The sequence below is a fragment of the Sphingopyxis sp. CCNWLW2 genome (assembly GCF_037095755.1).
GTDB lineage: Bacteria > Pseudomonadota > Alphaproteobacteria > Sphingomonadales > Sphingomonadaceae > Sphingopyxis.
Window position 1 is genome coordinate 1,466,596 of sequence record NZ_JBAWKJ010000001.1, and the last position, 26,605, is coordinate 1,493,200.

Annotated in this window: 39 protein-coding genes and 1 riboswitch; of the genes, 19 read left to right on the forward strand and 20 right to left on the reverse strand. The window is 65.4% G+C overall.

The annotated features are described in order from the left end of the window. Window positions 1-34: 34 nt before the first annotated feature. From ung to V8J55_RS06890, 6 genes are all read left to right on the forward strand, one after another. Window positions 35-748, forward strand: coding sequence for a uracil-DNA glycosylase (ung, locus tag V8J55_RS06865; RefSeq protein WP_336444911.1), 714 nt, complete (start codon window positions 35-37; stop codon window positions 746-748). Further along, window positions 745-1,503, forward strand: a complete 759-nt coding sequence (locus V8J55_RS06870; protein WP_336444912.1) for a sulfite exporter TauE/SafE family protein — start codon at window positions 745-747, stop codon at window positions 1,501-1,503. The genes ung and V8J55_RS06870 overlap by 4 nt, the downstream gene beginning before the upstream one ends. A gap of 76 nt (window positions 1,504-1,579) precedes the next feature. Beyond that, a complete protein-coding gene (locus V8J55_RS06875; protein ID WP_268746373.1) occupies window positions 1,580-1,711 on the forward strand; it encodes a hypothetical protein in 132 nt (43 codons plus the stop codon). A 30-nt stretch (window positions 1,712-1,741) separates the two neighbouring features. Further along, window positions 1,742-2,023 (forward strand): DUF427 domain-containing protein, encoded by a 282-nt coding sequence (locus V8J55_RS06880; protein ID WP_336444914.1) that lies wholly within the window; start codon window positions 1,742-1,744, stop codon window positions 2,021-2,023. 7 nt (window positions 2,024-2,030) lie between these two features. After that, window positions 2,031-2,495: a YaiI/YqxD family protein gene (locus tag V8J55_RS06885; protein ID WP_336444915.1), complete on the forward strand. Its 465-nt coding sequence runs from the start codon at window positions 2,031-2,033 to the stop codon at window positions 2,493-2,495. Between the two features lie 153 nt (window positions 2,496-2,648). Continuing rightward, a complete protein-coding gene (locus tag V8J55_RS06890) occupies window positions 2,649-2,834 on the forward strand; it encodes a hypothetical protein (RefSeq protein WP_336444916.1) in 186 nt (61 codons plus the stop codon). 105 nt (window positions 2,835-2,939) lie between these two features. Here the strand turns inward: V8J55_RS06890 and V8J55_RS06895 are convergent, their stop codons facing one another. Beyond that, a complete protein-coding gene (locus V8J55_RS06895) occupies window positions 2,940-3,161 on the reverse strand; it encodes a hypothetical protein (RefSeq protein WP_336444917.1) in 222 nt (73 codons plus the stop codon). 99 nt (window positions 3,162-3,260) lie between these two features. Between V8J55_RS06895 and V8J55_RS06900 the strand changes: the two genes are divergently transcribed. The 5 genes from V8J55_RS06900 to V8J55_RS06920 all read left to right on the forward strand — a co-directional run bounded on the left by V8J55_RS06900 (window position 3,261) and on the right by V8J55_RS06920 (window position 5,817). Further along, window positions 3,261-3,950, forward strand: a complete 690-nt coding sequence (locus V8J55_RS06900; RefSeq protein WP_336444918.1) for an alpha/beta hydrolase — start codon at window positions 3,261-3,263, stop codon at window positions 3,948-3,950. Between the two features lie 35 nt (window positions 3,951-3,985). Then, complete coding sequence (locus tag V8J55_RS06905) at window positions 3,986-4,318, forward strand: DUF962 domain-containing protein (protein ID WP_336444919.1); 333 nt, start codon at window positions 3,986-3,988, stop codon at window positions 4,316-4,318. 37 nt (window positions 4,319-4,355) lie between these two features. Then, window positions 4,356-5,030 carry a hypothetical protein gene (locus tag V8J55_RS06910; RefSeq protein WP_336444920.1) on the forward strand — a complete coding sequence of 225 codons (675 nt, stop codon included), beginning with the start codon at window positions 4,356-4,358 and terminating at the stop codon, window positions 5,028-5,030. Between the two features lie 95 nt (window positions 5,031-5,125). Next, window positions 5,126-5,329, forward strand: coding sequence for a DUF2061 domain-containing protein (locus V8J55_RS06915; RefSeq protein ID WP_336444921.1), 204 nt, complete (start codon window positions 5,126-5,128; stop codon window positions 5,327-5,329). Window positions 5,330-5,388: 59 nt separating this feature from the next. After that, a complete protein-coding gene (locus V8J55_RS06920) occupies window positions 5,389-5,817 on the forward strand; it encodes an OsmC family protein (RefSeq protein ID WP_037514144.1) in 429 nt (142 codons plus the stop codon). On the opposite strand, the gene V8J55_RS06925 is transcribed toward V8J55_RS06920, so the two are convergent. The 3 genes from V8J55_RS06925 to V8J55_RS06935 form a co-directional block, all read right to left on the reverse strand. Next, on the reverse strand, window positions 5,814-6,398 hold the full coding sequence (locus V8J55_RS06925) for a hypothetical protein (RefSeq protein WP_336444922.1): 585 nt from the start codon (window positions 6,396-6,398) through the stop codon (window positions 5,814-5,816). The genes V8J55_RS06920 and V8J55_RS06925 overlap by 4 nt on opposite strands. A gap of 71 nt (window positions 6,399-6,469) precedes the next feature. Then, window positions 6,470-6,922: a nuclear transport factor 2 family protein gene (locus tag V8J55_RS06930; protein ID WP_336444923.1), complete on the reverse strand. Its 453-nt coding sequence runs from the start codon at window positions 6,920-6,922 to the stop codon at window positions 6,470-6,472. 29 nt (window positions 6,923-6,951) lie between these two features. Then, on the reverse strand, window positions 6,952-7,806 hold the full coding sequence (locus tag V8J55_RS06935) for a hypothetical protein (protein ID WP_336444924.1): 855 nt from the start codon (window positions 7,804-7,806) through the stop codon (window positions 6,952-6,954). A 203-nt stretch (window positions 7,807-8,009) separates the two neighbouring features. Here V8J55_RS06935 and V8J55_RS06940 point away from each other — a divergent pair, with 203 nt between their 5' ends. The 3 genes from V8J55_RS06940 to V8J55_RS06950 all read left to right on the forward strand — a co-directional run bounded on the left by V8J55_RS06940 (window position 8,010) and on the right by V8J55_RS06950 (window position 9,790). Continuing rightward, window positions 8,010-8,888 carry an arylamine N-acetyltransferase family protein gene (locus V8J55_RS06940; RefSeq protein ID WP_336444925.1) on the forward strand — a complete coding sequence of 293 codons (879 nt, stop codon included), beginning with the start codon at window positions 8,010-8,012 and terminating at the stop codon, window positions 8,886-8,888. Window positions 8,889-8,955: 67 nt separating this feature from the next. Beyond that, complete coding sequence (locus tag V8J55_RS06945) at window positions 8,956-9,384, forward strand: DUF1801 domain-containing protein (protein ID WP_336444926.1); 429 nt, start codon at window positions 8,956-8,958, stop codon at window positions 9,382-9,384. Between the two features lie 10 nt (window positions 9,385-9,394). Beyond that, window positions 9,395-9,790 carry a DUF1801 domain-containing protein gene (locus tag V8J55_RS06950; RefSeq protein WP_336444927.1) on the forward strand — a complete coding sequence of 132 codons (396 nt, stop codon included), beginning with the start codon at window positions 9,395-9,397 and terminating at the stop codon, window positions 9,788-9,790. A 53-nt stretch (window positions 9,791-9,843) separates the two neighbouring features. Here V8J55_RS06950 and V8J55_RS06955 read toward each other — a convergent pair whose 3' ends face one another. The 11 genes from V8J55_RS06955 to thiC all read right to left on the reverse strand — a co-directional run bounded on the left by V8J55_RS06955 (window position 9,844) and on the right by thiC (window position 18,926). After that, window positions 9,844-10,383 carry a 2'-5' RNA ligase family protein gene (locus V8J55_RS06955; RefSeq protein WP_336444928.1) on the reverse strand — a complete coding sequence of 180 codons (540 nt, stop codon included), beginning with the start codon at window positions 10,381-10,383 and terminating at the stop codon, window positions 9,844-9,846. 237 nt (window positions 10,384-10,620) lie between these two features. Further along, a complete protein-coding gene (locus V8J55_RS06960) occupies window positions 10,621-11,400 on the reverse strand; it encodes a nuclear transport factor 2 family protein (RefSeq protein ID WP_336444929.1) in 780 nt (259 codons plus the stop codon). Window positions 11,401-11,482: 82 nt separating this feature from the next. Then, window positions 11,483-11,929 (reverse strand): glycine zipper 2TM domain-containing protein, encoded by a 447-nt coding sequence (locus V8J55_RS06965; RefSeq protein ID WP_336445718.1) that lies wholly within the window; start codon window positions 11,927-11,929, stop codon window positions 11,483-11,485. A 121-nt stretch (window positions 11,930-12,050) separates the two neighbouring features. Next, window positions 12,051-12,476, reverse strand: coding sequence for an NIPSNAP family protein (locus V8J55_RS06970; protein ID WP_336444930.1), 426 nt, complete (start codon window positions 12,474-12,476; stop codon window positions 12,051-12,053). Between the two features lie 29 nt (window positions 12,477-12,505). After that, window positions 12,506-12,925: an NAD(+)--rifampin ADP-ribosyltransferase gene (gene arr, locus V8J55_RS06975; protein ID WP_336444931.1), complete on the reverse strand. Its 420-nt coding sequence runs from the start codon at window positions 12,923-12,925 to the stop codon at window positions 12,506-12,508. A 4-nt stretch (window positions 12,926-12,929) separates the two neighbouring features. Then, a complete protein-coding gene (locus tag V8J55_RS06980) occupies window positions 12,930-13,484 on the reverse strand; it encodes a hypothetical protein (protein ID WP_336444932.1) in 555 nt (184 codons plus the stop codon). Between the two features lie 77 nt (window positions 13,485-13,561). Continuing rightward, the gene (locus V8J55_RS06985) at window positions 13,562-13,870 is read right to left on the reverse strand and encodes a hypothetical protein (RefSeq protein WP_336444933.1); all 309 of its coding nucleotides are present in this window, start codon (window positions 13,868-13,870) and stop codon (window positions 13,562-13,564) included. Window positions 13,871-13,936: 66 nt separating this feature from the next. Then, a complete protein-coding gene (locus V8J55_RS06990; protein WP_336444934.1) occupies window positions 13,937-14,518 on the reverse strand; it encodes a GNAT family N-acetyltransferase in 582 nt (193 codons plus the stop codon). 33 nt (window positions 14,519-14,551) lie between these two features. Next, a complete protein-coding gene (locus V8J55_RS06995) occupies window positions 14,552-15,064 on the reverse strand; it encodes a 2'-5' RNA ligase family protein (protein WP_336444935.1) in 513 nt (170 codons plus the stop codon). A 143-nt stretch (window positions 15,065-15,207) separates the two neighbouring features. Further along, a complete protein-coding gene (locus tag V8J55_RS07000; RefSeq protein ID WP_336444936.1) occupies window positions 15,208-16,968 on the reverse strand; it encodes an SIR2 family protein in 1,761 nt (586 codons plus the stop codon). A gap of 65 nt (window positions 16,969-17,033) precedes the next feature. Beyond that, window positions 17,034-18,926 carry a phosphomethylpyrimidine synthase ThiC gene (thiC, locus tag V8J55_RS07005; protein WP_336444937.1) on the reverse strand — a complete coding sequence of 631 codons (1,893 nt, stop codon included), beginning with the start codon at window positions 18,924-18,926 and terminating at the stop codon, window positions 17,034-17,036. 42 nt (window positions 18,927-18,968) lie between these two features. Then, window positions 18,969-19,080: riboswitch (TPP riboswitch) on the reverse strand. A gap of 198 nt (window positions 19,081-19,278) precedes the next feature. On the opposite strand from thiC, the gene V8J55_RS07010 reads away from it, so the two are divergent. The 4 genes from V8J55_RS07010 (at window position 19,279) to V8J55_RS07025 (ending at window position 23,082) form a co-directional block, all read left to right on the forward strand. Continuing rightward, complete coding sequence (locus V8J55_RS07010; RefSeq protein WP_336444938.1) at window positions 19,279-21,318, forward strand: YadA family autotransporter adhesin; 2,040 nt, start codon at window positions 19,279-19,281, stop codon at window positions 21,316-21,318. A gap of 135 nt (window positions 21,319-21,453) precedes the next feature. After that, window positions 21,454-21,897, forward strand: a complete 444-nt coding sequence (locus tag V8J55_RS07015; protein WP_336444939.1) for a DUF6265 family protein — start codon at window positions 21,454-21,456, stop codon at window positions 21,895-21,897. Then, entirely contained in the window at window positions 21,897-22,631 is a 735-nt protein-coding gene (locus V8J55_RS07020) for a helix-turn-helix transcriptional regulator (RefSeq protein WP_336444940.1), read from the forward strand. The genes V8J55_RS07015 and V8J55_RS07020 overlap by 1 nt, the downstream gene beginning before the upstream one ends. A gap of 46 nt (window positions 22,632-22,677) precedes the next feature. After that, complete coding sequence (locus V8J55_RS07025; protein ID WP_336444941.1) at window positions 22,678-23,082, forward strand: GFA family protein; 405 nt, start codon at window positions 22,678-22,680, stop codon at window positions 23,080-23,082. A gap of 143 nt (window positions 23,083-23,225) precedes the next feature. On the opposite strand, the gene V8J55_RS07030 is transcribed toward V8J55_RS07025, so the two are convergent. The 5 genes from V8J55_RS07030 to V8J55_RS07050 form a co-directional block, all read right to left on the reverse strand. Then, window positions 23,226-23,684 carry a DMT family transporter gene (locus V8J55_RS07030; RefSeq protein WP_336444942.1) on the reverse strand — a complete coding sequence of 153 codons (459 nt, stop codon included), beginning with the start codon at window positions 23,682-23,684 and terminating at the stop codon, window positions 23,226-23,228. Beyond that, window positions 23,681-23,902 carry a 4-oxalocrotonate tautomerase family protein gene (locus V8J55_RS07035; protein ID WP_336444943.1) on the reverse strand — a complete coding sequence of 74 codons (222 nt, stop codon included), beginning with the start codon at window positions 23,900-23,902 and terminating at the stop codon, window positions 23,681-23,683. Before V8J55_RS07035 ends, V8J55_RS07030 begins: the two co-directional genes overlap by 4 nt. A 15-nt stretch (window positions 23,903-23,917) precedes the next feature. Beyond that, window positions 23,918-24,394, reverse strand: a complete 477-nt coding sequence (locus tag V8J55_RS07040) for a nuclear transport factor 2 family protein (protein WP_336444944.1) — start codon at window positions 24,392-24,394, stop codon at window positions 23,918-23,920. 11 nt (window positions 24,395-24,405) lie between these two features. Next, window positions 24,406-24,828 carry a VOC family protein gene (locus tag V8J55_RS07045; protein WP_336444945.1) on the reverse strand — a complete coding sequence of 141 codons (423 nt, stop codon included), beginning with the start codon at window positions 24,826-24,828 and terminating at the stop codon, window positions 24,406-24,408. A gap of 82 nt (window positions 24,829-24,910) precedes the next feature. Beyond that, window positions 24,911-25,558, reverse strand: a complete 648-nt coding sequence (locus V8J55_RS07050; RefSeq protein ID WP_336444946.1) for a pyridoxamine 5'-phosphate oxidase family protein — start codon at window positions 25,556-25,558, stop codon at window positions 24,911-24,913. 137 nt (window positions 25,559-25,695) lie between these two features. Here V8J55_RS07050 and V8J55_RS07055 point away from each other — a divergent pair, with 137 nt between their 5' ends. Further along, window positions 25,696-26,586: a LysR family transcriptional regulator gene (locus V8J55_RS07055; protein ID WP_336444947.1), complete on the forward strand. Its 891-nt coding sequence runs from the start codon at window positions 25,696-25,698 to the stop codon at window positions 26,584-26,586. Window positions 26,587-26,605 lie beyond the last annotated feature (19 nt).

Below are 26,605 nucleotides of genomic sequence, written 5' to 3' on the forward strand. Positions count from 1 at the left end.
GGACAAGCCCGCGCTCCTCTGGTGAAGCGCGGGCATGTCCGAGGTTAAACTGCATCCCGACTGGCTCGCGCGCATCGGCGGCGAGTTCGAGCAGCCCTATATGGCGGCGCTGAAGGCGTTTCTTGGCGCCGAGCGCGAGAAGGGCAAGGCCATCTATCCGCGCCCGCGCGACTGGTTCGCGGCGCTCGACGCGACGCCGCCGCAGGATGTGCGCGTCGTGATCCTCGGGCAGGATCCTTATCACGGGCCGGGGCAGGCGCATGGGCTGTGCTTCTCGGTCCAGCCGGGGGTGCGCACCCCGCCGAGCCTCGTCAACATCTACAAGGAAATGCAGAGCGACCTCGGCATAGCGCGTGCCGCACACGGATATTTGAAGCATTGGGCCGAACAGGGCGTGCTGCTGCTCAACAATTGCCTGACCGTCGAGGCAGGGATGGCGGCGTCGCATCAGGGCAAGGGGTGGGAGAAGTTCACCGATGCGGTCGTCGCGGCGGTGGCCGCCGACCCGGCGCCGAAAGTCTTCATCCTGTGGGGCAGCCATGCGCAGAAGAAGGCCGCGAATGTTCCGGGGCTAGGGGCGGGCAGCCCGCACCTGATCCTGCGCGCGCCGCATCCCTCGCCGCTGTCGGCGCACAACGGCTTTTTCGGATCGCGGCCGTTCAGCCAGGCGAATGCGTTTCTGGAAACGCATGGGCGGGGTGCGATCGACTGGCGCTTGCCCGACGCACCGGTCATTGCCGCCGAATGAGCTTGCTCGCCGACCCGCTGACGTTGCTGGTGCTCGCCATCGCGGTGGTCCTGCTCGGGCTCGCGAAGGGTGGCTTGTCGGGGGTCGGGGCGCTCGCGACGCCGCTCGTCGCGCTGGTGCTGCCGCCGACGATCGCCGCGGCGCTGCTGCTCCCGATATTGATCGTGCAGGACGTCGTCAGCGTCTGGTCGTTCCGCAAGACATGGGACGGCTGGGTGATCGGCTGGATGCTGCCCGGCGCCGCGGTCGGCATCGCCGCGGGTTATGCCTATGCCGAGCGCGTCGACGAGGCGAAGCTGATGGCGGCATTGGGCGCAATCACGCTGGCGTTCGGGCTCTATCGCCTGTGGGTCGAGCGCGGCGGGCGCGTCGTCGCCGCGTCGACTTCGCCGGGCTGGGTCGGCAGCCTGTTCGGGGTCGCGACGGGCTTCACCAGCCAGATCGCGCATGCGGGCGGACCGCCGTTCCAGATGTGGGTGACGCCGCGCCGCTTGCCGCATCTCGTCTTCGTCGGCACCAGTTCGATCCTGTTCGCGGCGATCAACTGGATGAAGGTGCCCGCCTATATCGCGCTCGGCGCTTTCCCGCACGAGGTGCTCGTCGCCGCGGCGCTGCTGATGCCGCTCGCGATCGTCTCGACCCTGCTCACCGTGCGCTGGCTGAAACGGATCGACGGCGCGCGTTTCTATGTCATCATCTATGTGCTGATGGTGCTGCTCGGCGCGAAGCTGGTCTGGGACGGGCTCGCGGGATAGAGGGCGACGCCGGCCTGAAAAACGCGTAGGCTGGCCTCGACGGACGCCGTTGTCCGCCGTCTCGGAGGGTAGAACCATGGCAAAAGGCCAGAAGAAATCGACCCGCGAAATCCGCAAGCCCAAGGCGGAAAAGAACAAGAAACCCAATGCGAGCAACCCGTCGACGAAGCCGGGCGTGGTCGAGGGGCTCGACAATATCAAGAAATAGCCCCGCCGCGCGGGAAAGTATGAGGCTCTGATGGTGCAGGCACGGTGGAACGGCGCGGTGATCGCTGACAGCGACGACACGGTCGTCGTCGAGGGCAATCATTATTTTCCGCGCGACGCAGTCGACGCGGGCCTGTTGTCGGGCAGCGCGACGACGAGCTTTTGCCCGTGGAAGGGGACGGCGAGCTATTATCACGTCACCGTGGACGGGCGGGTGAACGAAGACGCCGCCTGGTATTATCCCGATCCCAAGGAGGCGGCGGCCGAGATCAGGGATCGCATCGCCTTCTGGAAGGGTGTCGAGGTCGGCTGATCGTTCGATGGCTGTGGTTCCGCAAATATTGGTCGATGCCGACGCCTGTCCGGTGAAGGATGAAATCTACCGTGTCGCCTGGCGGCACGAGGTGCCGGTGAAGGTCGTGAGCAACAGCCGGCTGCGCGTGCCCGAACATCCGTTGATCGAGCGGATCACCGTGTCCGACGGATTCGACGCCGCCGACGACTGGATTGCCGAGGCGGCGAATGCGCGGAGCATCGTCGTCACGGCCGACATATTGCTCGCCGATCGCGCATTGAAAGCAGGGGCGAGCGTGCTCGGGCCGAACGGCAAGCCCTTCACTATGGCGTCGATCGGCCCGGCGATCGCGACGCGCGCGATCATGGCCGACCTGCGTTCGGGAATGAGCGACGGGATGGGCGGGCCGCCGCCCTTCTCGAAGGCCGATCGTTCGCAATTCCTGCAGGCGCTCGATAGCGCGCTGGTGCGGCTCAAACGCCAGGCGTAAATTTCTTTCGTTTCTTTTCAGTGCCTTGTGAAATTTCTTCGGGCGAGTGATGGCGATCACGGCCGGGTGATCGGCTGTGCGTCATAAGCAGGGCATCGGGAATGACCCGAACCCAATTCGAAACATATCGACCCGTTTGAAAAGGAAATGAGCATGACCAAGAAGAAGATCCTCGCCCCCGTGCTGGCCCTCACCATCGCCCTGTCGGCGACCCCCGCGATGGCGCAGTCGGCGCAGCCCGCACAGGGCGGCATGACGGTGACGTCGAACCCGGTGCAGATCCTGATCGGCCTGCTGCTCCCCGCGGTGCAGAAGGTCCGCGAAGCCGCGGCGCGCTAATCCCGCGTCCCAATTTTCGTCTCCGGTCCGGCCCACCACGCCGGGCCGGAACCCAGCCCTCCCGCCCCTGCGACCCAGGCGGGAGGGCTGTTTCGTTTGCCGCGATCAGCTTCCAGCGCGACGGTGCGTCACGAACGCAAGCAGCAGGACGACCGAGATCACGCCGACGAGCATGCCCGCGGTCGTCGTGACCATCGTGATCGAACCCGCCGGGTCGTTCGAGTTCCAGGCTCCGCTTTGCGTCCGGTCGATCATCCACCAGGCGCCGGCGATGACGATGAGGTCGAGCAGGACGAGCCCGAGCAGGGCACGCGTCGATTTTTTCATGAAATTCCCCTCCCGAAATCCCGCCAGCGTTCTTCGCTGTCAGGTCATTGCCGGGCGTGGTAGCTTCGGGTCTTGCGAAATTCTACAGGAGTCGGGATCATGGCGGCGCTTCCTACGATTATCCTCGTTCATGGTTTCTGGGGCGGGGCGGCGCATTGGGCGAAGGCGATCGTCGAGCTCGACCGGCTCGGACATAAAGGCATGCGCGCGGTCGAACTGCCGCTGACCTCGCTGGCGGGCGACGCGGCGCGGACGCGTCAGATCGCGGCGCAGGTCGAAGGGCCGGTGCTGCTCGTCGGGCACAGCTATGGCGGCGCGGTGATCACCGAGGCGGGGACCGCGCCGAATGTCGCGGGGCTCGTCTATATCGCCGCCTTCGCGCCCGATGCGGGCGAGAGCCCCGGCGCTTTGACACAGCAGCATCCGCCCGCGGGCGCGGCGAACCTTGCACCCGACGGCGACGGCTATTTGTGGGTCAAGCCCGACAAGTTCCACGAAAGCTTTTGCCAGGATCTCGGCGCCGACGAGGCGCTGGTGATGGCGGTGACGCAAAAGGCGCCGCTCGCGTCGACCTTTGGCGAGGCCATCGGCGATCCGGCGTGGCGGGTGAAGCCGAGCTGGTATCAGATTTCGAGCGAAGACCGGATGATCGACCCCGCGAACCAGAAGGCGATGTCGGACCGGCTCGGCGCGCGCAAGGTCATCACGCTCGACGCGGGGCACGCGTCGCTTGCGTCGCGGCCGGCCGAGGTCGCCGCGCTGATCGACGAGGCGGCCCGCAGCCTCTAGTTGACCCGCGCCGCGGCGAAGGGCAGCATTACGAGATGGCGCGACAATATACGACCTTCGCCGAATTCTGGCCCTTTTACCTGCGCGAGCACAGCAAGGCGTCGACGCGGGCGTTGCATTATGTCGGAACAAGCCTCGTCGTGCTGATCGCGGTCGCCGCTGTGGCGAGCGGGCGTTGGGGCTGGCTGATTGCGCTGCCGGTCGCAGGCTATTTCTTCGCGTGGGTCGCGCATTTCGGGGTCGAGAAGAACCGGCCCGCGACTTTCACCTATCCGCTGTGGAGCCTCGCCGCCGATTTCAAAATGTGGGCGATGTGGCTGACCGGGCGGCTTGGAACCGAACTCGACAAGGCCGGGGTTGCGCGCTGAACTGGCCTGCCGCGCCCGGCACATAAGGGGATGATCGATGCGACACGCGATGGTGATGGTGATGGCCGCGACGGCGCTTGTTGCCGGCTGCGGCGACAAGAAGGCGGCGGACGAGCCGAAGGCGGCCGACGCCTCGGCAAAAGCGATTCCCGCATCGCTCGCGCCCTTCGGCACGGGCTATCCGGCGGCTGGCGATGCGTGCCGCCGGCTCGGCGAAAGTCCGGCGACCTCGAACTGGCTCGACGACAGCGCGGTGCTGGCCGGTTGCCCCGACGATGCGTCGGCGAAAGCGCTGGGCGGGACGATCGTCGCCACGTTCGAGGGGGTCCGCATCGTGTCGGTCCCGATGCCGACCGCCCGGCCTGCGCCGGCTGCGGATGAGGGGGACGACGCGCTGGTTTCGGGCACCGACTATAATGCGACCGCGGAGATCCCCTGTTCGGCCGACGGTAGTACGCCGACCGGGAGCTGCAAGGCGGGCGTAAAGCGGAATCGCGGTGACGATGCGACCACCTTTGTCGAGATCACCAAAACCGACGGAATGCCGCGGACCATCTTCTTCAAGGATGGCAAGGCGTTCGGCGCCGACAGCGCGCAGGCCGACGGATCGGCGGCGTATGATTTCAAGGCGACGCGAAGCGGGGACAACACGAACATCAGCTTTGGGCCCGAACGCTATGTCGTGCCCGACGCGCTGGTCGTCGGTGGCTGAACGGGAAAATCGATCAGGCTAAGCGGGACGCTGCGCTGGCATTTGTTGCGAGCGATTCTTAACTTGGCCGGCATCGTCCCAGCGGAGATGGTGCCATGCCGACCGACCTGATCAAGACCTTCACCTATCTCACGATCCACCTGACGATCGGGTTCAGCGTCGCCTATGTGATGACCGGATCGGTCGCGCTGGCGGGCGGGATTGCGATCATCGAGCCCTGTATCAATGCTGTCGCATTCTTCTTCCATGAAAAGGCGTGGAAGCGCATGGGCGCGCGGCGTAAGCTGCTGCCCGCCTGAGGCGCGAGTCCCGGGCCGCCTTTCCGCTGACGCCCCAACCCCACCAAGGAGATGAGACCATGACCGTCAATCGCGCATCCGCCCGCTACGAAGGCTTCGGCAAGGAAGGCAAGGGATCGATCACGACCAAATCGGGGGTGCTCGACAAACAGCCCTATGGTTTCGGGACGCGCTTCGAGGGCCAGCCGGGGACCAATCCCGAGGAGTTGATCGCCGCGGCGCACGCGGCGTGCTTCACGATGGCGCTGTCGTTCGGTCTCGCGCGCGCGGGCTATTCGGGCGACACGCTGGAGACGAGCGCGGCGGTGACGCTGGAGCAGCAGGACGGCGGCTTTACGATCACCAAATCGGCGCTGACGCTGACCGGCAAGGTGCCGGGGATCGGCGCCGACGAATTCGCGAAGATCGCCGAGGAGGCCGAGAAGAATTGCCCGGTGTCGAAGCTGCTCAACTGTGAAATCACATTGGAGCACAGCCTCGACGCCTAGGCGGCACGGCGCAGCGGTGCGGGCAGTTCGTCGGCCATGAAGCCGAAACTGCCTTGCGCCGGGGGCTCCAATGTCCAGCTGTGCAGCACGCGATGGCGGCGGTGGCCGATATGGCTTTCGATGAGCACGAGGCCCTGCGGCGCCCATTTCCATGCGATCGGGACGGGGTCGAATTCGCATGTCCCATAACCGAGCGTGATGTGCGGGCGGAGGCCGGATTTGCGATGCATCGGCTCGATGTCTTGCGCCGCGAGGCGCGCGACGATCGTGTCATAGGTCTGGCGGATCGCGGCGATGCTGCCGGCCGTGATCAGTTCGGCGCCGACGCCGCGCGACACGATGCGCCCGAAGGGAATCGAGGCTGCGGCCGGAAGGCCGGCGTCGAACGCCTTGGCGACCTGGCCGCGCAGGAAGGGTTGCGGCTCAATCGTCTCGGCGATCGTGCAGAGCGTCAGATGGTAAAGCTGGGGCTTCAGCCCCGCGAACAGATCGCCCGAAACGGGCGGCAATTGGCGCGCGAGCCAACCGGCGCGGTCGGCACTTACCTGAAAACCCAGGAAATAGCGGAACATCGGGTCCATCGTCCATTCCTCCGAATCGGATCAATGTTCCTATTATGTTCTCATCGAGAGTGAGAGTCGAATCCTTCTCGCTATTCGCTCTCGATCGCCATCCGCGTCACATGGATATAGACCGCCTGCCAGCTGTCCCCGTGGCGCTTGAAAATATCGGTGAAGCGGATCCGGACGCGGAAGGGTTTGCCCGCCGAGCGGCCCGACAGGATCGTCTCGGCGCTCGCGAGACCCGCATCCTCGCCGAGCGGCAGGATGACGCGATCGCTGAGCGTGACGGGGTCGTAATCGTCGTCGGCGCCGGTCCAGCCGTCGATGAAAAACGCCTTTCCATACCGTTTCCCGCTTCCGTCGATAAAGACGAGGTCGTCGGCGACCATGCGACCCAGCGCGGCGCGATCCTGCGCGACCTGTGCCGCGTCGAAGGCGTCGGCGAAGGCGCGGAGGTCGGCGACCTCGCTGGCGGGCGCGTCGGCGGCAACGGCGGGGACCGCCATGCCGAAAGCCAGTCCCGCCGCCATCATTCCGCGCATAGAGGCCCTCCCATTGCCATGCCGCCCGGTTATTGCGCCGGACGGCAGTCCTTCAGCCAGATGACGTGCTTATATTCGTCGAAATCCTCGACAGTGCCGGTCAGCTTGATGCTCTTGTTCGGCTTGAGTTGGAGCGAAAAAGCTGCTTGTCCCGGTGCCATATAGCAGACGATGTCGGTCTTGAACGGCGCCTGGTTCGGCAGCCGGATCGCCTGTTCATAAGGCTGGGGGATTTTGTAGCCGACGCGGAAATCCTTGCCGTCCTTCGTGACATAGTCGACGAGGCCGTCGATCGTGAACTGTTTGCCCTTGTAGCGGGTGAGGATGCCCGCGGCGTTGCGCTCAGTGTCTTTCGACACCTGTTGCGAGAAGCCCAGCGAACTGATCTTGACCGGCGCCGCGGCGACGGTGGTCGCGGTGGCACCCTTCTTCGCAGCGGCAGCGCCGGCCTTGCCGCCCTTGATCTGATTGAGGATGCCGCACATTTCAGCCTTCGCCGCATCGCTGCCGACCGACTGGCCCGCGCGCAATTTCGCCTCCATCACCACCGTTCCGATTCCGCCCGTCTGCGTCGCGGTGATCTGGATCGGAAAGGCGCGCACGGTCCCCGTCATCGGTTGTTCGATCAGCATCGATCCATATTCGGCCTCGTCGGCCATGATGTCATAGCCTTTGGCGGCGACGAGCCCGCGCATCTGGCCGATCGCGACCGCGGGGGGCAGGTCGGCAACGGTCACCGCGGCGGTGAAGCGCAGCGCGGTGATCGGATTGCCCTTTTTGACGAAGGCTTCCTCGCAGGTCGCGGCGTTGGCGGTGCCGGCGGAGAAGAAGATCGCGGCCGGCACGAACGCGGCGGCGAGGCGGGAATAAGTCGTGGTGCGCATTGGGGGGCTCCCTGAGATGTTTATGTTATGCGACTTATGTTGTGGGATGCGTCTGCCGCAGTCCGTTGCCGCCTGCAATGGCCAAGTTACCAATATGATGGCGATTTAGAAGGTCGGCGGGTTTCTTCGCCGACCCGCTTGACCTCAACCGGACTTCAGCTTTCATAACCCCGGACAGTTGATTCGCGAACGGAGCCTTGTTCATGCTGCACTATCCCGCTGCCACGCCTGCCGACCCCGTCGATGCCGATGCCGACGCGCCCGCCGCGGCCTTTCTGCCGCGTTATCTCGCGCGGATCGGCTGGACCGGGCCGGTGACGCCGACGCTCGAGGTGCTCGCTGCGCTGCAGGCCGCGCATATCGCCGCCATTCCATTTGAAGCGCTCGACGCGCTGACCGGCGCAGGAATCGACATCGGTGCCGACGCGATCGACGCCAAGCTGATCGGCCAGCGGCGTGGCGGCTATTGCTTCGAACAGAATGCGCTGTTCCTCCGCGCGCTGCTGGCGATCGGGTTCGACGCCGAGGGGCTGCTCGGCCGGGTGCGCTGGATGCTGCCCGACGATGCGCCGCCGACCCCGCGCACGCATATGGTGGTGCGGGTGAAGCTGGGCGGGCGGCCTTGGCTGGTCGACGCCGGCTTCGGCGCGGCGGTTCCGCCGCAGCCGCTGGCGATGGACAGCGAGGAGCCCCAGCCGACGCGGCACGAAAGCTATCGTGTCGTGCGGCACGGCGACGTGTGGCAGGTCGCGGCGTTGATCGAGGGCGAATGGCGGACGCTGTACCGGCTCGATCACATTGCGCCGCCCGCGATCGATTATGAGCTCGGCAACTGGTATACCTCGGCGCATCCGGACTCGCATTTCCGGCATCAACTGATCGCGGCGCGGACGACCGCCGACGCGCGTTATGGCCTCCGCGACAATCGGCTGACGACGCGGCTCGTCGACGGGCGGATCGACCGGCGCTATCTGACCGCCGATGAGATCGAGCGGGCGCTGGCGGAGATTTTCCTGCTGCCGGTGCGGCCGCACTGGCGCGCGGCGATCGAGCGTGCGGCGACCGCCGAGATCGCCGGCTAGGTCTGCGCGACTTGACTCGCTGGGGCTATCGCGTTCTTTTGACGACGAAAGAAGGGAGCGCGATTCCATGGCCGAAAAAGCCCCCGTGCTGCTGTCAGGCGGCAATCCGCAGATCGCGAAGGGCTATGGCGACGCGCCGGTGCAAGCCTATATCGCGGCGATGCCGGGATGGAAGTCGAGCGTTTGGCGCCGGCTGGACAAGCTGATCGAGCGAACCGTTCCGGGAGCGGCGAAGGCGGTTAAATGGAACTCGCCGCTCTATGGCCCGCCGGGGCAGGGCGACGCGCCGACACACTGGTTCCTGAGCATCCATTGCTTCGACAAATATATCAAGGTCGCCTTCTTTCGCGGCCAGTCGCTCGATCCGGTGCCGCCGGTCGCGTCGAAGAGCGGCGACACGCGCTATTTCCATATCCATGAAGACGAGCCGGTCGACGAGGCGGCATTTTCCGCATGGGTAAAACAGGCGGCGGCGCTGCCGGGCGAGAAGATGTGAGGAGAAGGGTATGACGGCGGATCTGATCGATGCGAAGATCGCGGGGCTCGGCGACTGGCGCGGCGCCGCGCTGGCGAAGCTGCGCGCGCTGATCCATGCCGCCGATCCGGACGTCGAGGAGACGGTGAAGTGGCAGAAGCCGTCGAACCCGGCGGGCGTCCCGGTGTGGGAGCATGCGGGCATCGTCTGCACGGGCGAGACGTATAAGGACAAGGTCAAGCTGACCTTTGCCAAGGGTGCGGCGCTCGCCGACCCCAAAGGGCTGTTCAATTCGAGCCTCGACGGCAACACGCGGCGTGCGATCGACTTGTTCGAGGGTGACGCGGTCGACGAGGCGGCGTTCAAGGCACTCGTGTGCGCTGCGGTCGAGGCGAATCTCGAAAAGCCGGCGAAAGCGAAGAAGTAGCGTGAAACAGCGGCGGCAAGGGCCCGCCGCGGCATCGCGGCAATGATTGCCGGCTAGGCCGCCCAGCAGAATCCGGGTTCGCCGTCGGGCAAGGGCCAGCGGCCGTGCACGATATGGCGCGCCTCCCCGGTCACGCTTTCGACAAGCAGCATTTCCGCGGCGGTCCATTCGACCGGATCGATCGCTTCGGCGCCAAGCCCGTCGCCGCGATAGTTGATCGTGACGTGAAGCTCGGGCGGCAGGTTGAACCATTTGAAATCATGCCGGTGAAAATATTCGGCAAGCTGCCGCTGGAATTCCCATGCGGCGGCAAGCGGCGCCGAACTTCGCAGCGTCGTCGCCTTGCGGCATTCGATCCGGTCGAACCGCACCGGGAAAGCGCCGGCCCCGAAATCGTCCAGCCCGCGGATCACAAGTTCGAGGAAGCCGGCGGGGGCTTCGGCCAGATCGACGAATGCCGCGAGCGTCATATGCAGCAAATCGGCTCCGCGGCGCCGGTCGTTTCGAGGCAGGGCATCGATGCGCGCGGCGATATCGGCCGGCGGCTTGACCATCAGATAGAGGGGGCGTCGTGCGAAAATCCTGCGCGGCATGATCGGTTCCTCCTGATGTCGAATCGGCGGGGTGAGAAAGATCGTTCCTTTAGAACAAATAGAGAACAAATTCTAGTGCGCAGATCGAGGATCGGTCGCAGCTCGCCCTTGCCTAACCACGACTGAAAGGCGGCACGCTGTCGAAGATCGGTGCGGGGCGGCGTGGCTCGGTCGCGACGGGTGCCGGAGCTGGCGTGGCTTGCACAGAGAGCTGCAGCGCAGCGGCAAGCGCGAGCTTCATTTCGCCGTCGTGCGCGGACGCGGCAGCGCGGCGCCGTTCACCATCGGCGGGGCATAAGGGCGAACGGTGCCGGTAAAGATGCCCGCGGCGATCGCTGGGTCGGCGGCGAGGATCGCGTCGGCCGCGGCCTGATCGGGCGCGCGCAGCAGGACGAGACCCGAGTCGGTCCCGACCGGCCCCGCCGCCGCGATGCGACCGTCGCGGAACAGCGCCATCCAATAGTCGAAATGGGGTCGCAGTCCCTGTTCGGAAAAGGGCCGTCCGGGTTTCCACGCCCGGCCCGGTGCTAGCGCGAGTGCGAAGAGCGGCGCCGCGGCAGCCTCCGTTGCCGGAGCCGCCGTTACCGCGCCGTCGCGCTTCATGTGCCACATCGCGTTGACGATGATCCAGCGCTCGCCGAACTTGCCCATGTGGAAATAGTCGACGAACCACGGCGTTTCGACGCGCACCGCGGCGGCGTTGCCCGCGACGTCGAGGATCTTGCACGCGCGGTTCCACTCGGCACGCGGGGTCTTGAGCGCGCCGCGCTTCGTCAGATCGACCAGTTCCTCGCGGCTCATGCGTTGCAGCCCCAGCCGTTCGTCGCGCGTGTCGCCCAGCACGCGGCGCTTGGCGAGGTCGGGGTGGAGCGCGCGTTTGACGCGCTCGGCATCGCCCTCCAGCTGGCCGTCGACATAGTCGAAGCAGGTCGCCTCGATCGCCGCGAGGTCGGCGGAGGTTGCGGCGGGTGCGGGCGTTGCGGTCGCGGCGGCGAGGGTGAGCAGGGTCGTCAGCATGGCGGCTCCCAAGGTCGGTTTGTCGTCGCCAACCTAGCGCGCCCGCTGCGCCTGTCACCCTCCTTCGTGTTTGCCGACGCGGCTAGCGGCAGCGCACATTATCGCGGTCGATCGCGGTGCCGACCGCCGCGCCGCCGACCGCGCCGAGGATCGTACCGAGCGTTTCGGAGCGGCCCGGTGCGATGACATTGCCGATCACCGCGCCGGCGATGCCGCCGACGATCAGCCCGGTCGACCCGTCGTTGCGGCGGCAATAATATTTGTCGTCGCGGCCGCGATAGACGCGGTCGTTGTTCGACAGGCGGCGCTCGCGATAGCGGCGGTCGGTGCGGTAATATTGATCGGCATAATAGCCGCCGTGGCGCGGGTCGGGGCGGTCCCAGTCGTAGCGGCCATATTCGTCGTAATAGGCGCGGTCGTAATAGCCATAGCCGCCGTCGTCGTAATTCGAGGCGTAACCGTCGCCGGTGGTGGCACAGCCCGCCAGCGCGGTCGCGGCGGCGAGGGGCAGGATCATCAGCTTGTTCATCGACATCACTCCGTCAGGATTGCGTGCCGGGCCAAGCGGGCGGGGCATGCGTTGCCCCTCTGTCGGATAAACCCCTGGAAGCGGGGTGGGTTCCGCCCGTCCGTCCGCTCCGGGGCGCCCGCTAATCTGCGGCCTTCGCGCGATCGGGCGACCAGGCGAGGGGTTCGAGCGTGCGTACTGCGACCGATTCGACATATTTGCCGTCGCGCGCCGAGGTTTCCTTCTTGATCGCGATCCATTCGGGGTCGGCGAGAAAGGCCGCCCACGCGGCGTCCATCGCCCGCGCGTCGGGCCAGTCGAGCAGATAGACGAACTCGACCTTGTCTTCATGTTCGCTGCGCCAGATCGAGCGTACCGCGAAACCGTGGCGCGCCATGATGCGCAGCGCATGATCGCGGAACCGGTCGTGGAACACGCCCTCATTGGCGCGCGGGATTTCGTAGATGCGCAGCTGTTGCAGCGGCGCGGGGTCGGCGGCGAACACGACGGTGACGGGCGCAAGCGCGAGGATTGCGGCGATGGCGATGGCAGGAATGGAGGACGGCATGGCGGATTCCTTGACGGGGGAGGAGCGGGTCAGTCGATGATCGGCGCGCCCTCGGCCTGCAACTTCGCGAGATTGGTCTTCATCGCCGCGAGCACCTCGGGCGCGTGCGGGGTCCAGCTTGCCACCTCGCCGACGATGCGCAGCGGGGCGCGGCTGCGGTAGCTGCGCGTCGGATTGCCGGGGAATTTCTTGTCGGTGAGGTTGGGGTCATCGAACCAGTCGCCGGTCGGCTCGACGATATAGATGCGCTCGCGGCCGTCTCCCGCCGCGAGTTCGCAGCCCCAGATCGCCGACTCCAATGCGGCGGAGAAATAGATCCACGACATCGGCGCGGCCTGATAATTGCTGCCCCAGCCGACGCCAAGCAGGTCGCCGGTTTTGAGGTCGGCGCGGGTGCCGTGGTAGAAGGTTGCGCCCATATCGGGGCCGGTGGGGGTGGCGCCGGTCATGGCCTCAATATGCGTTGCGTTCGGTGCGGAGTGTGGCCTTACCGTCCTTCCAGTTGACCTCGGCGGCGGGCTCGTCAGTCTTTCCGGGCGCGAACAGTTCATAGACGACCGTCCCGTCCTCCTGCGTGCTTTCGATGATGCGCGCGGGGGTGAAGGCGTCGGCCGCGGCACCGGCGGCGGTGCGCACCGGGGCGGGCGCGTCGGCCCACGCGATGTCGCGCTGCATCTCGACGACGCGGAATTTTCCCGCTTCCTCGATCAGGTCGAGCTCGATCGGACTGCCGTCGGGGCGCGTCCCCTCGACATCGTAGAAAATCTTGCCGCCGCGTTCCTTGCGCTCGGTTTCGGCGATTTTCATGCCGGGCACTTTGGCAAGAACCGCATCGCGCACGCCCTGCGGCAGGTCGGCCTCGGCGACCGCGCTGATCTCGGCCGCTGGCCCATCGGCGAGCACCGATTTTTCGGGCGCCCCGCCAGATGCTTCGGTGGGCGCCTCCGCCTTGCCGCACCCCGCCATTGCGAGCATCGCGCCCGCCATCAGCCACGTCCGTCCACGCATCATGCTCTCCCGTCTCTGGTAACCGATGTCAGCCTATCGGCGGCGACCGCGCGAGTCGACCCGGCGCGGCGCGAAGCTCATTCGATATCGTCCGAGGGATCGAGCCGCACCACCCACACCGGGCGCCCGTCGGGCGACAGCGCGATGTCGTGGCTGGGGACCATGTCGGCGCCGGTCTCGATCCAGCCGCGCCCGTCGCACTTGGGACAGGGCACGCGGATCGAACGGTGGCTAACAAGGTCGATCTGGCTGTTCCACTGGCCATGCCCAGCGCAGACAGGGCAAAGCACGTCTAGATCGCCGGTGCGGTGGCGGACCGAAATGCCGTCGAGCGCGTGCGGGTCGTGCGGGCCGGAACAAGTGACGATGTTCGAGGGGTGCGACATAGGGGGAGGATATGCCCGGGGGCGGAGGTTGGCAATGCAGGGAGATTCAGGGCCGTCGCACGCGCATCACGCCCTGCCCGGCCGGAGCATCGGCGTCAGGACCGGCGATGTTCCTGCCTGGATCTCGCCGATGATTTCGAAGCCGAAGCGCTGGTACAGCGGTATGTTGCGCGGGTTCGAGCTTTCGAGATAGGCGGGGCGGCCGTCGGCGTCGATGCGCGCGATCGCCGCCTCCATCAGCGCGGTGCCGAGGCCGCGGCCGCGACACGCCGGATCGGCGGCGATCAACGGCAGATACCAGTGCGGCTCCTTGAGGTGGAATTGCTCCATCTGTTCGAAGAGCGCGTCCATTTCGCCCTTCCGGCTAGCCGGCGTCTGCTCGTCCATGATTGCGGCCATGACCGCGCCGTCGGGCTCGACGCCGGGCGGCAGCCATGTCGCGACCGCCGCGCCGCCGTCGGCGACGAACGCGCTATCATGCTCGAACGCTGCGCCGCCGAAGGCGTCGAAAAATTCAAGGCGGCGGTCGAGATAGGTCGCGGCGTCGGGCGAGGCCCAGCGCGCCATCGGGTCGCCCGAAAAGCCGAGCACCAGCGTGTGGAGCAAGCGCACTTTGTCTGCGGGTTTGCCGATACTGATCTTTGCCATGCTTGCGCTTCCTTTCCTGCCCGCGCCGCCAACTTAGTCGCGGGGTGGCGTCAGGGCCCAGCGTCCGTGCTCGATATGAGTGGTCTTGCCGACAACGCTTTCGATCAAGAATATTTCCCGGATGGTCCATTCGATCGGCGGCATTTTCTGGGCGTTCAGGCGGTCGCCGCGATAGTTGATCGTGATGTGCGGTTCGGGGGTGGTGCCGTCCATGATCGGCGCCTTTTCGCGCAGCAGATGGTTCACCAGCGCCTTCTGGAACGCCCGCGCCTCGGCGAGCGGCTCGCGCGTGCGCAGCGTCACCGCCTTGCGATTCTCGATCCGGTCGAAGCGGAGCGGGAAAGGCGGCGCGGCGAAGCCGTCGAGCGCGGCGATCGTCGCGGGCAGCCACTCGGGCGGCGCATAGTGCAGGTCGTAGAGCGAGATGAGCGTGACATGGAGGAGGTGGTTCCCGCGCGAAGGATCGTTGCGCGGCAGCGCGGCGATCTGCGCCTGCACCTCCGGCGGCGGCTTGGCCATGACGTAGAGGGGGTTCCGGGCGCGCATGGGTGGGCGTGTAGCATGGAGTGGGGGCGAGGCCGAATCGCGCTCGCTTCACGCGGCGCTTCTTCGAACAGCCGGCGGCCGTGCGGTAGGGCATTTTTATGAGGGGTTATGGGTCGCGGCGTGTGAAATACTATGTGGCGATTCTACCAAAACGGTAGCTTTCGACAGAATTCTAAGATTTCTTTTATAACCTCGTTCGCTTCGGTTTCCCCATTAGAAAATATCCCTAGCCGGAGTAGCTTGGACTGATTGCCATTTTTGGAGAGATCGGCGCTAAGATTTTCTAAGATGCCTTCTTTGACGCTTCTTCTCCAACCCCAGCACCCAACGGGAACCCATAACCACTCGCGCTTTTCTCGTATCAACGTGCGGTAAGAAACCCCGCCGATCATCTCGAATTCATCGAATAATTGAGTGAAAGGGTCATTGTATTGATCTGAACTTGAATTTGGTGAGAAGCGGTCACGCATCTGCATTTCCAGCCAATCACTCAGAGGCGTATGTCTCCTCGACCCATCAAAAAGAGGCCAAAGGCTCTCCTTATTATCGACGAGACACATCGGCATAAGGGTTGCGACTACTGGTTCATTCTCGCTCATTCCGCTGCGAAGCGGCATCGAGAAGAGGCGCCCAATCAGTTCTAAGTTGTTCGCCTTCAAGGCGCTTAAGCCAACAGCATACAAAAATAGAGTGGCTGGGTAGCGAGAAAGTTGGGACCAGAGGTTATATGTACGGCCTTGCGCCGCTGGACGTTGGCTTAACGTGTCGAGCGCTTCGCAAATTAGCTGGAATTGGTCGGGCCGGGACCATTTTCCTAGTTCTATTGCCATGGGCAGCAAGATTTCCATGCTGCTGTCATAAGTTTTTACACGAGCGACAATGGTCTGATCATTTGGTTCTGGGTCCTGCAGCGTAATGCCTGCCGCCCCCCATCGGGATCGAGCGTCAGCGACTGCGGACGTCAGAAGATCGTGTAGCTTGATTCGATAGCGATCCTCCGGAAGGTAACGTTTTAGAGACGCCAAGGCTGACTGAATGGAGAGTGGATGAGGTCGGTCGAATTCTCTGAGCGAAGCCAGTTTTTCGGACAAGCCGGAGAAGACTGTATCCGCGTCGGCTATTTGGACCGGGACGATTCCTCGATCTGACACAATCTTGGCGGCGTCACCATTTAGGTCGCCACGGGACATCCAATAACTTGAAAAACGCCTGGAAGGCGTACGTGATATGGCGCTTCGCAAAGCAGGGTCCCAAGCGCCAGACCATCCACAGAAAATTATCCCAAACTCATCGAAGACTCTGTCGAGGAGTTGATCCATTTCCGGAGGATAATGCGATAGCTCGTTTTCCGTGTTCATGATCCGGGTATCGAGATAGTCGCCGTGAATTTTTATTATGCAGTGCTTTTGATGAACAAGTGGCAGCATTCCTTGAGCTTGATCGGCATTTGCGACGACAACTGGCACTATTCCTCTGGCCTCTAGAGCTTGCTCTAGAAGGCGGTCAAAATTCGTGGTCATAATTACTCGAATGTAGCCTTCTGCCATTAAATCGGCGATTGCATTGTGCGCGGCAGTGGGCTTCTTTAACCCTTCTTCACGCTCATCGTCGGTTGGCTCAAAAAATGGCCTAAGATACTGCTGTCTTTCAGTATTCGATTTGCAAAGTTGATCGAGAAGTTCTGAGTAATCTGGCTCTTTTTGATAGGTTTCGCGATACCATTGATCGGCCGCGTCTCCCGCCTCTGCCGAAGAGGATATCGCTACCTTGCGAACCATTTCTAGCGTGATTTCCCAGCCGGTTGGGATTCCGGCTGGGCGTGAAACACCAGAACCGATTAATAATGCATACGCGCCTCTATTCGATTGAAGGCTAAAGGCGAGGGATATGAGCGGGTCGATCATCTGATCGACTATTATACCCTAATCCCCAAAATGGAATTGACTATAGGCCGTCAGATAGAGCGCCCTTAGTCATGCTCGCGCCCACCCGCGCCCATATACAGCTCGCGCCCGGTTTCCTCATATACCTCGCTCATTTTCGCCATGCCCTTCTCCGCCTCTTCGGCGGCGATGAAGCCGGCGCTGTCCTGATTTTGCAGCTTCGCGAAGTCGCGGACTTCCTGGCTGATCTTCATCGAGCAGAATTTCGGGCCGCACATGCTGCAGAAATGCGCCGACTTGGCGCCCTCGGCGGGGAGCGTCTGGTCGTGGTATTGCTCGGCGGTGTCGGGGTCGAGCGACAGGTTGAACTGGTCGCGCCAGCGGAATTCGAAGCGCGCTTTCGATAGCGCGTCGTCGCGGACCTGCGCGGCGGGGTGGCCCTTGGCGAGGTCGGCGGCGTGGGCGGCGAGCTTGTAGGTGACGACGCCGACCTTCACATCGTCGCGGTCGGGCAGGCCGAGATGCTCCTTGGGCGTGACGTAGCAAAGCATCGCGGTGCCGTACCAGCCGATCTGCGCGGCGCCGATGCCGCTGGTGATATGATCGTACCCCGGCGCGATGTCGGTGGTGAGCGGTCCGAGCGTGTAGAAGGGCGCCTCGCCGCAGGCTTCGAGCTGCTTTTCCATATTCTCCTTGATCTTGTGCATCGGGACGTGGCCCGGGCCCTCGATCATCACCTGCACATCCTGCGCCCACGCGCGCTTGGTGAGCTCGCCGAGCGTGTAGAGCTCGGCGAACTGCGCCTCGTCATTCGCGTCATAGATGCTGCCGGGGCGGAGGCCGTCGCCGAGGCTGTAGGCGACGTCATAGGCCTTCATGATCTCGGTAATCTCGTCGAAGCGTTCGTAGAGGAAGCTTTCCTTGTGATGCGCGAGGCACCATTTCGCCATGATGCTGCCGCCGCGCGAGACGATGCCGGTCATGCGCTTGGCCGCGAGCGGCACGTAGGGCAGGCGGACCCCGGCGTGGATGGTGAAATAGTCGACGCCTTGCTCGGCCTGCTCGATCAGCGTGTCGGCGAAGATTTCCCAGGTCAGGTCCTCGGCGACGCCGCCGACCTTTTCGAGCGCCTGATAGATGGGGACGGTGCCGATCGGGACGGGCGAATTGCGGATGATCCATTCGCGCGTGTCGTGGATGTTGCGGCCGGTCGACAGGTCCATGACGGTGTCGGCGCCCCAGCGGATCGACCAGACCATCTTGTCGACCTCGGACGCGACGTCGGATGCGACCGCGCTGTTGCCGATATTGGCGTTGATCTTGACGAGGAAGTTGCGGCCGATCGCCATTGGTTCGGATTCGGGGTGGTTGATGTTGCTGGGGATGATCGCGCGGCCGCGCGCGACCTCGTCGCGGACGAATTCGGGGGTGACATAGTCGGGGATGCTGGCGCCCCAGTCCTGCCCGTCGCGCTTATATTCGGCGAGGCGCGCGCGGCCGAGATTTTCGCGCTCGGCGACATATTCCATCTCGGGGGTGATGATGCCGCGGCGGGCATAGTGCATCTGGCTGACGTTCTGCCCCGGCTTCGCGCGGAGCACCTTGCGGCGGACGTTGGGGAAGGCGGGGACGCCGCCGCTGCGGTCGGGGCCGAGCTGGCCGTTGTCCTCGGGCCTTACTTCGCGCTGGGTGACTTCCTCGACGTCGCCGCGGCCGCGGATCCAGTCGGCGCGAAGTTCAGGGAGGCCGGCGTTGATGTCGATCGTCGCATTGGCGTCGGTGTAGGGGCCGCTGGTGTCATAGACGCGCACCGGGGGCTCGCCCGAATGCGGGTCGAGGTCGATTTCGCGCATCGCGACGCGGATGCCGCTGCCGGTCTGCGTTGCGACGTGGATCTTGCGGCTGCCCCTTATGGGTCCGGTGGTGACGCCGATGGGGGTGGCGTCGCGCTTGTCGAGGCGGGAATCGATGTCGGCCATGTGCAGTCGCTCCATTTGTTCGGAGCGAAAGACGGTTTTCCGGTGCGGAATGCCGACCCTCCCTCCGCCGGTATTAGCCGGATCAGGTTCAACGGGTCGCGGTTTATTCCGCTCTCAACCGGCCATCACAGACGCGGCTCCCCGGGGATGGGGAGGGTTATAGGGACCGGTCGGTGCGCTGTCCATCGAAGAGACCGGATGGGGCCGCAACACGCTACGCATCAAATCGGTCGAAGTGGCGGTCAACTAGCTGACGGCGTTAAGCCTCTTTCATAGTTGACCTTTTGTTTACGATATTGGAATTCCCAAGCAACGGCGAATCGTCGCCGTAGTGTTTTGGGGGCAAAACCAAATGAAAATCTCGATTCGTAGCGCGCTTCGCGCAACCCTTTGTGCTGCCGCTTTGACGGCGGGCTGGTCGGGGAGCGCGCAGGCGCAGACCTGCGTGCCGTTCGCAAACTCCATTCCGGGGACGCCGGGGATCAATAGTGTAAACCTCGGGCCGAATTCGGTCGCGGCAGGCGATAATTCCACCGCGATCGGCGAAGACGCGCAGACGTCCAACCTCGGCAGCGGCACGGCGGTGGGCCGCAACAGCCGGGCAATGGGCGTCGGCAGCGTCGCGCTCGGCATTTCGAGTCGCTCGACGACCGACAATACGACCGCCATCGGGACCTTTGCGCAGGCGACGTGCTCGAACGGAATCGCGCTCGGAACGAACAGTCAGGCGGGCGCCATCTATGGTATCGCGATCGGCAGCGATGCATGGGTCGACGGCGGCTTTGGCGCGACCAACGGGATTGCGATCGGACGCAGTGCGCGCGTGATCGCCCCGGACTCGATCGCGCTCGGCACCAATTCGATCGCCAACCGGGCAAACACGATATCGGTTGGCCGCTCGCTGAGCTTTGGCGAACTGAATCGCCAGATCGTCAATGTCGCTGCCGGGACCGAGGGCACCGACGCGGTGAACCTCAACCAGCTCAACGCCGTGCAGACGGCCGCGACCAACGCTGGAACGCTGGCGGCGCAGGCAAACACCCGCGCGACGACGGCGCTTGGCAATGCGGCGACGGCACAAGGGACCGCCAATAGCGCCCTCGCCAATGCCGCCACCGCGCAAGGAACAGCCGACACCGCCCTCGCCAACGCCGCAACCGCGCAGACGACGGCTGACACGGCCTTCACCAATGCCGCAACCGCGCAGGGCACCGCAAATAACGCCCTCGCCAATGCGGCGACCGCGCAGAGCACGGCCGATGCTGCGCTGGCCGCGATCGCCGGCGCCCAAGGTGATGCCAGTGCGGCGCAGGCTGTCGCCAATACCGCGCTTGCCAATTCGGCGGCAGCGCAGGCTGATGCCGGTGCGGCGCTGGCAACCGCCAACCAGGCAAATACCACCGCCGGCCAGGCGAACAGCAAGGCCGATCAGGCGCTCGCCGCGGTGCAGCAGGTAGTGGTCCAGAACGGCAATGTCGTCGGCAACAACGCGGGCGGCGTGGGGCCGCAGGCGACCGGCGATGGCGCGGTCGCGGGCGGATCGGGCACGATGGCCGACGGCGACGGCGCCGTGTCGCTGGGGCTCGACAACCGCGCGATCGGCAATGGCGCAGTGGCGATCGGCGATCCGAACGTCGCGACCGGCACCGGCGCGGTGGCGATCGGGGCCGACAACACCGCAACCGGCGACGGCGCGGTCGCGCTGGGTAATGTCAGCGCCGCGAGCGGCGCGTCGGCGATCGCACTCGGCAATGGTGCGGCCGCCAATGGTGCGGGCAATATCGCGCTGGGCGGCGGATCGTCGGCGACGGGCGCGAACAGCGTCGCGCTGGGTGCGGGATCGGTCGCCAGCGCCGCGAACACCGTCTCGGTCGGCGCAGCGGGCGCCGAGCGGCGCGTCACCAGCGTCGCGGCGGGCACCGCGACCACCGATGCGGTGAACAAGGGCCAGCTCGACGCCGAGGCCGCGGCACGCCAGCAGTTCAACCTGCAGATGTCGCAGCGGCTGGCGGTGCAGGAAACCGCGACGACCAACCTGACGCTGGGGCTGGCCAATGAAATGTCGGCCCGGCTTGCCGCCGACAATGCGCTGTCGCAGCGGATCGATGCGGTGTCGACGCGGATCGACCAGATCGAATCGCGGATGTCGGTGCTCGACGACCGCATCGCGAGCTCGACCGCGGTCGCATCGGCGCTCAGCGGCAACGCCTTTCTGCCCGACATGAAGTTCAACCTGACCGCAAACGTCGCGACCTATGATGGCGCGCACGCCGGGGCGCTGCAGATGGGCGTTCTGGTGTCGCCGAACCTCGCGCTCAACGCCGGGGTCGCGTCGGGCCTCAACCGCCGCGGCAAGACCGCCGCGCGCGCCGGGGTCACGATCGGCTTTTGATGCCAAGGCACGGACGGGGCTGGCGGCCTCGTCCGTTCGCGGTTGGCGCGATAATCATCGTCGCGGGACGATGGTCGCCAAAGCACTTCAAGACCGGGTTCACGGATGGCATAAGGCGTCGTGGAGGAGGCGCGTATGAAACCGATATGGACAGCGGGCCTTGCGCTGTTGCTCGTCGCGGCGAGCCCGGCGGCGAAGGTCGACGACCTTGCGTGGATGGCGGGCCAGTGGGCGAGCGAGGCGAATGGGCGCTGGACCGAGGAATATTGGACCGGCCCGCGCGGCGGCATGATGCTGGGGGCGAGCCGGTCGGGGCAGGGCGATGCCTTGCGCGAGTTCGAGTTCATCCGCATTGCGCGCGGCGACGATGGCGCGCTCGCCTATATCGCGATGCCGCAGGGCGGCGCGCCGGTCGCGTTCCGGCTCGTGCGACATGACAAGACGAGCGCGACCTTCGAGAATGCGGCGCATGATTATCCGCAGCGCATCGCCTATGCGCGCGCCGGCGATACGCTGACCGCGACGATTTCGGCGATCGACGGGTCGAAGCCGCGCCGCTGGACCTATCGGCGTCGCTGATGGACAAGACGGGACGGTTGTTCGCGATCATCGACAGCCTGCGCCGGCGGCGGCGGCCGGTGACCGCCGAGGTGCTCGCCGAGGAGCAGGGCGTGTCGGTGCGCACGCTGTACCGCGACGTGCAGGCGCTGGTCGCGCTCGGCGCGCCGATCGAGGGCGAGGCGGGGGTGGGCTATGTGCTGCGCGCGGGGTTCTTCCTGCCGCCTTTGATGTTCACTGCCGACGAGCTGGAAGCGCTCGTGCTCGGTGCGCGCTGGGTCGAGGGGCGGCAGGATGGGGCGCTGTCGCGCGCGGCGGGGCTGGCGCTCGCCAAGATCGCGGCGGCGAGCCCCGACGAGCTGAGGCACCGGATCGACGAGGCGGGGCTGTGGCCGGTGAGCAGCGGGTGGCGCGAGATCAACGCGCCGTTGCTCGCGACGGTGCGCGCGGCGATGCGCGCCGAAAAAACGCTGCACATCGGCTATGCCGACGCGAGCGGCGCCGCGACCGAACGCGCGATCTGGCCCGCGGCGCTCGCCTATTTCGAAGAGAAGCATATCATCGCCGCCTGGTGCCTGCTGCGCCAGGACTTCCGCAGCTTTCGCATCGACCGCGTGACGTCGGCGCGGATCGGCGACGAGGGCTTCGGCCGCCGCCGCGCGGTGCTGATGGCCGATTTCTGGCGCCACCGCGATTTTTCCGAACAGCCTGCTGACATGATCTGTCAGGAGAGCCGGATAGACCCTGCCGGGTGAGGGGCGGCCGGCGATCGGCGCCCGCGAAGGCCAAGGATTTTCAGCGATGACCCAGACCTATCACGGCTCGTGCCACTGCGGCGCGGTCAAGTTCGAAGCCGACATCGACCTCGCGGCGGGGACGGGCAAGTGCAATTGCTCGATCTGCACCAAGAAGCGCGGCTGGAACGCGCAGGTCAAGCCCGACGCCTTTCGCCTGCTCAGTGATCCCGCGGCGCTGTCCGACTATCAGTTCGGGTCGAACAGCGCGCACCATGTCTTTTGCAAGACATGCGGCGTCGCGTCATTCGGCCATGGCTATGTCGAGGAAATCGGCGGCGCCTATTATTCGGTTGCGATCGCGTGCCTCGACGACCTCGAGCCCGCCGAGATGGCGGCGCTGCCGGTGCAGTATATGGACGGCGCGGGCAACAATTGGTGGAACCCGCCCGAGGTGACGGCGCATATGTGAGCTGTCCGGGGGGCGGACGTTTTCCCTTCCCTCAGACTCGTCATTCCCGCGAAAGCGGGAACCAAGGTGCGGCGTCAGCTCGCTGGGTTCCCGCTTTCGCGGGAATGACGAAATAAGGAATGATGCGGTGGCGAAAGCGGCCTTCAGCTCGTGCGGCGCGCCAGATAAACGCCGGCGACCATCAACGCGATCCCCGCGACGCGCTTCAGGTCGATCGCCGAGCGGATCGCGCCGAACAGGCCGAAATGGTCGATGACCGCCGCGCTGATCAGCTGGCCGACGAGCACGAAGAAGATTGCGTTGCCGACCCCGAAACGCGGCGCGATGAAGGTCACCGAGATCGCGTAAAAGGCCATGAAGGCGCCGCCGAAATAGAAATGCGCCGGAATATCGGGCGACAGCCGCACCTGCCCGAGCGAACCGGTGGCGATCGCGCCCGTGACCGCGATGAGCAGGCCGAGGGTGAAGAGGATCACCGAGGCCGCCATCGGACTTTCGAGCCGCGCGCCGAGCCCGCCGTTGAGCGCGGCAAGGATCGGAATGCCGACCCCGGTCAGGAACATGATCGTGGCAAAGGCGGGGGCGGCATTGTTCGCGGTCATCGCTGGGTCTCCTTGGCGGCCTGCGCAGCGCGATAGGCGAGGATGGGCAATCCGCCTAATCCCCAATTGGCGGTCTCGACCTCGTCGATCGTCACGACGGTGGTCGCAGGATTCTTGCCGAGCACGTGCTGGAGCAATTCGGTGACGCCGCCGATCAACTCGGCCTTCTGTTCGGCGGTCGCGTCCTCGCGGGTGATGCGGATGTTGACATAGGGCATGGTTTTTCCTCGCTGCTAAAGGCCCAGTTCCTCGAGCCCCGGATGGTCGTCGGGCCGGCGATCGCCCTGGCCGTCGCGCGGCCAGAGCAGGCGGCGGTCGGCGGCGGCGATCGCGAGATCGTTGATGCTCGCGATCCGCCGCCGCATCTCGCCGCTCTCGGCGAATTCCCAATTCTCATTGCCGTAGGAGCGCCACCACTGGCCGTCGGCATCGTGCCATTCATAGGCAAAGCGCACCGCGATGCGGTTGTCGGCGAAGGCCCACAGCCCCTTGACCAGCCGATAATCCTGCTCACGCTGCCACTTGGCGGCGAGGAAATCGGTGATCGCGGCGCGGCCGGTGACGAAGGTCGAGCGGTTCCGCCACAGGCTGTCCGGCGTATAGGCGAGCGCGACGCGTGCAGGGTCGCGGCTGTTCCAGCCGTCCTCGGCCAAACGGACCTTGAGAAGCGCGCCGTCCCGGTCAAAGGGCGGGAGCGGTGGGCGGGACATGGGGCTTCCTTTCAGGCGAAGGGGGTGGCGAATTCGATGCGGATGCCGCCGGGCATCGCGCAGATGAAATGATGCGTCGTCGCACCTTCGCGGATCGGTTCGGGATCGAATTCGATGAGCACGCCGGGGTGGCCCTGGACGCGCGCAAAGACGGTGCGCAGCGCGCCCAAATCGGCGACGCGGAGCGCCAGGTGATGCAGGCCGATATTGGCGCGGCGATCGAATGGGGTCGCGCCTGCGGGATCGGCGACCTGCCAGAGCGTCAGCAAGGTCGTGCCGTCGGATACGAAGATCGCGGGATAGTCGGGGCGTTCGGCGGCGACTTTATAGCCGAGCGCTTCGACGAAAAAGTCCCGCGCCTCGGCGACGTCGCGGACGGCGAGGCCGATGTGGTGCGCGCCCAAAGTCAGGGGGGCCGCCAAAGCTGTCGTCATTTTTCTTCCTTTCGTTGTTGTCCGACTGACGTCGGACCGGCACCGGCCCACTCCCCCACCCGACCTCCCAAACAGTTTATGCTCATGGGAGGTTGGGTGGGGGAGTGGGCTGGTGCCGCCCTGATTTGAGCGCGGCGATTTCGGCGCGCAACTGGTTGAGTTCGTCCGCCATCGGGCGGATCGCGGCGGAAATTTCGGCTTCGGTGAAGCGCGGGGTGATGTGCTGCGAGCAATTCCACTCCCAGCCGATCACATCGATGAAGAAGGCGCGCTCGGGGGTCGCGCGATACCCCTCGGGCATCAGCGCGGTGACCGCGGCGGGATCGTCGGCGAGTTCGATGCTATGCGCATGGCCGACGAGCTTCAGCCGCTCGCGGTTCGGATAGTCCATCAGGAACAGCGAGACGCGGTCGTTGCCCGCGAGATTGGCGGTGCTGATATATTGCTTGTTGCCGCGATAGTCCGCGAAGCCGAGCCGGTTGCCCGCGATATGCTTGAGGAAACCGGCGGGGCCGCCGCGATGCTGCATATAGGGCCAGCCGTCGGCGTTGACGCTCGCCATATAGAAGCTGTCGCGCAGCGCGATATAGTCGAGCTCCTTCGCCGTCAGCCGGTCGGGGGTGCCGTCGGCGCCCTCGTCCATCCTGGCATAGGACGCGCGCGATCCGTGACGTTCCTGGAGCGCCTGCACCGCGTCGTTGAACAGCGTCTTCCGATAATTTTTCGCCATTGCGTCGAACCTTTGGAATGCGGGGCGAACGAGGCCGGGAGGGAGCGGCGTCGTTCGCTGGAGCCGATCTAGGGCGTTGCAATGAGAGCGATAATAGAAGAATGTTGAATGAGTAAATTCCATAAACAGGAATAATCATGGACCGATTGCTGACGCTGGAAATGTTCGTCGCGGTCGCGAGCGAGGGCGGTTTTGCCGCCGCGGCGCGCAAGCTCGGCAGCTCGCCGCCCGCGGTGACGCGCGGTATCGCGGCGCTCGAGGCGCGGCTCGGGACGAGCCTGTTCCACCGGTCGACGCGCGCGGTCGCGCTGACCGACGCGGGCGCTGCGTTCCTCCATCAGGCGCGGCGCATCCTCGCCGACCTCGCGGGCGCCGAGCGCGAATTGCGCGGCGTGGAGGCCGAGCCGCGCGGGCAATTGCATTTGACCGCGCCGGTGATGTTCGGGCGGCTGCATGTGCTGCCTGTCGTCGGCGAACTGATGGCGCAGCACCGCGATCTGACGGCGCGGATGATGCTGATCGACCGCAATGTCCGCATCGTCGAGGAAGGGATCGACGTCGCGGTGCGTATCGGTCCGCTGGCGGACTCGGGGCTGAAGGCGGTGCGGATCGGCTGGGTACGCCAGATGCTCGTCGCGAGCCCCGCCTATCTGGCGCGGCGCGGCGCGCCCGCGAGTGTGGCCGAACTGGCGGGGCATGATCTGATCGCGGCGATGGGGCCGCGCGCGGCGGGCGAGTGGCAATTCGTGTCGGGGCGCTGGCGCGTCGAACCGCGCCCGCGGCTGGTGCTCAACACGATCGACGGCATTTTGGCGGCGGCCGAGGCGGGGCTGGGGATCGCCAATTTGCTGAGTTACCAGCTGGCCGCGGCGCTCGATGCGGGGCGGCTGATTTCATTGCTCGCCGACGAGCAGCCGCCCGCGCTGCCGGTGCACCTGTTGTTCGAACCGTCGCGCGCGGGGCTGCCCGCTGTGCGGCTGTTCATCGCGGCGATGAAGGTGCGGATGCGGATGGTGGGGCTGGTTTGAGGGTGGGGTATGGCGGGCG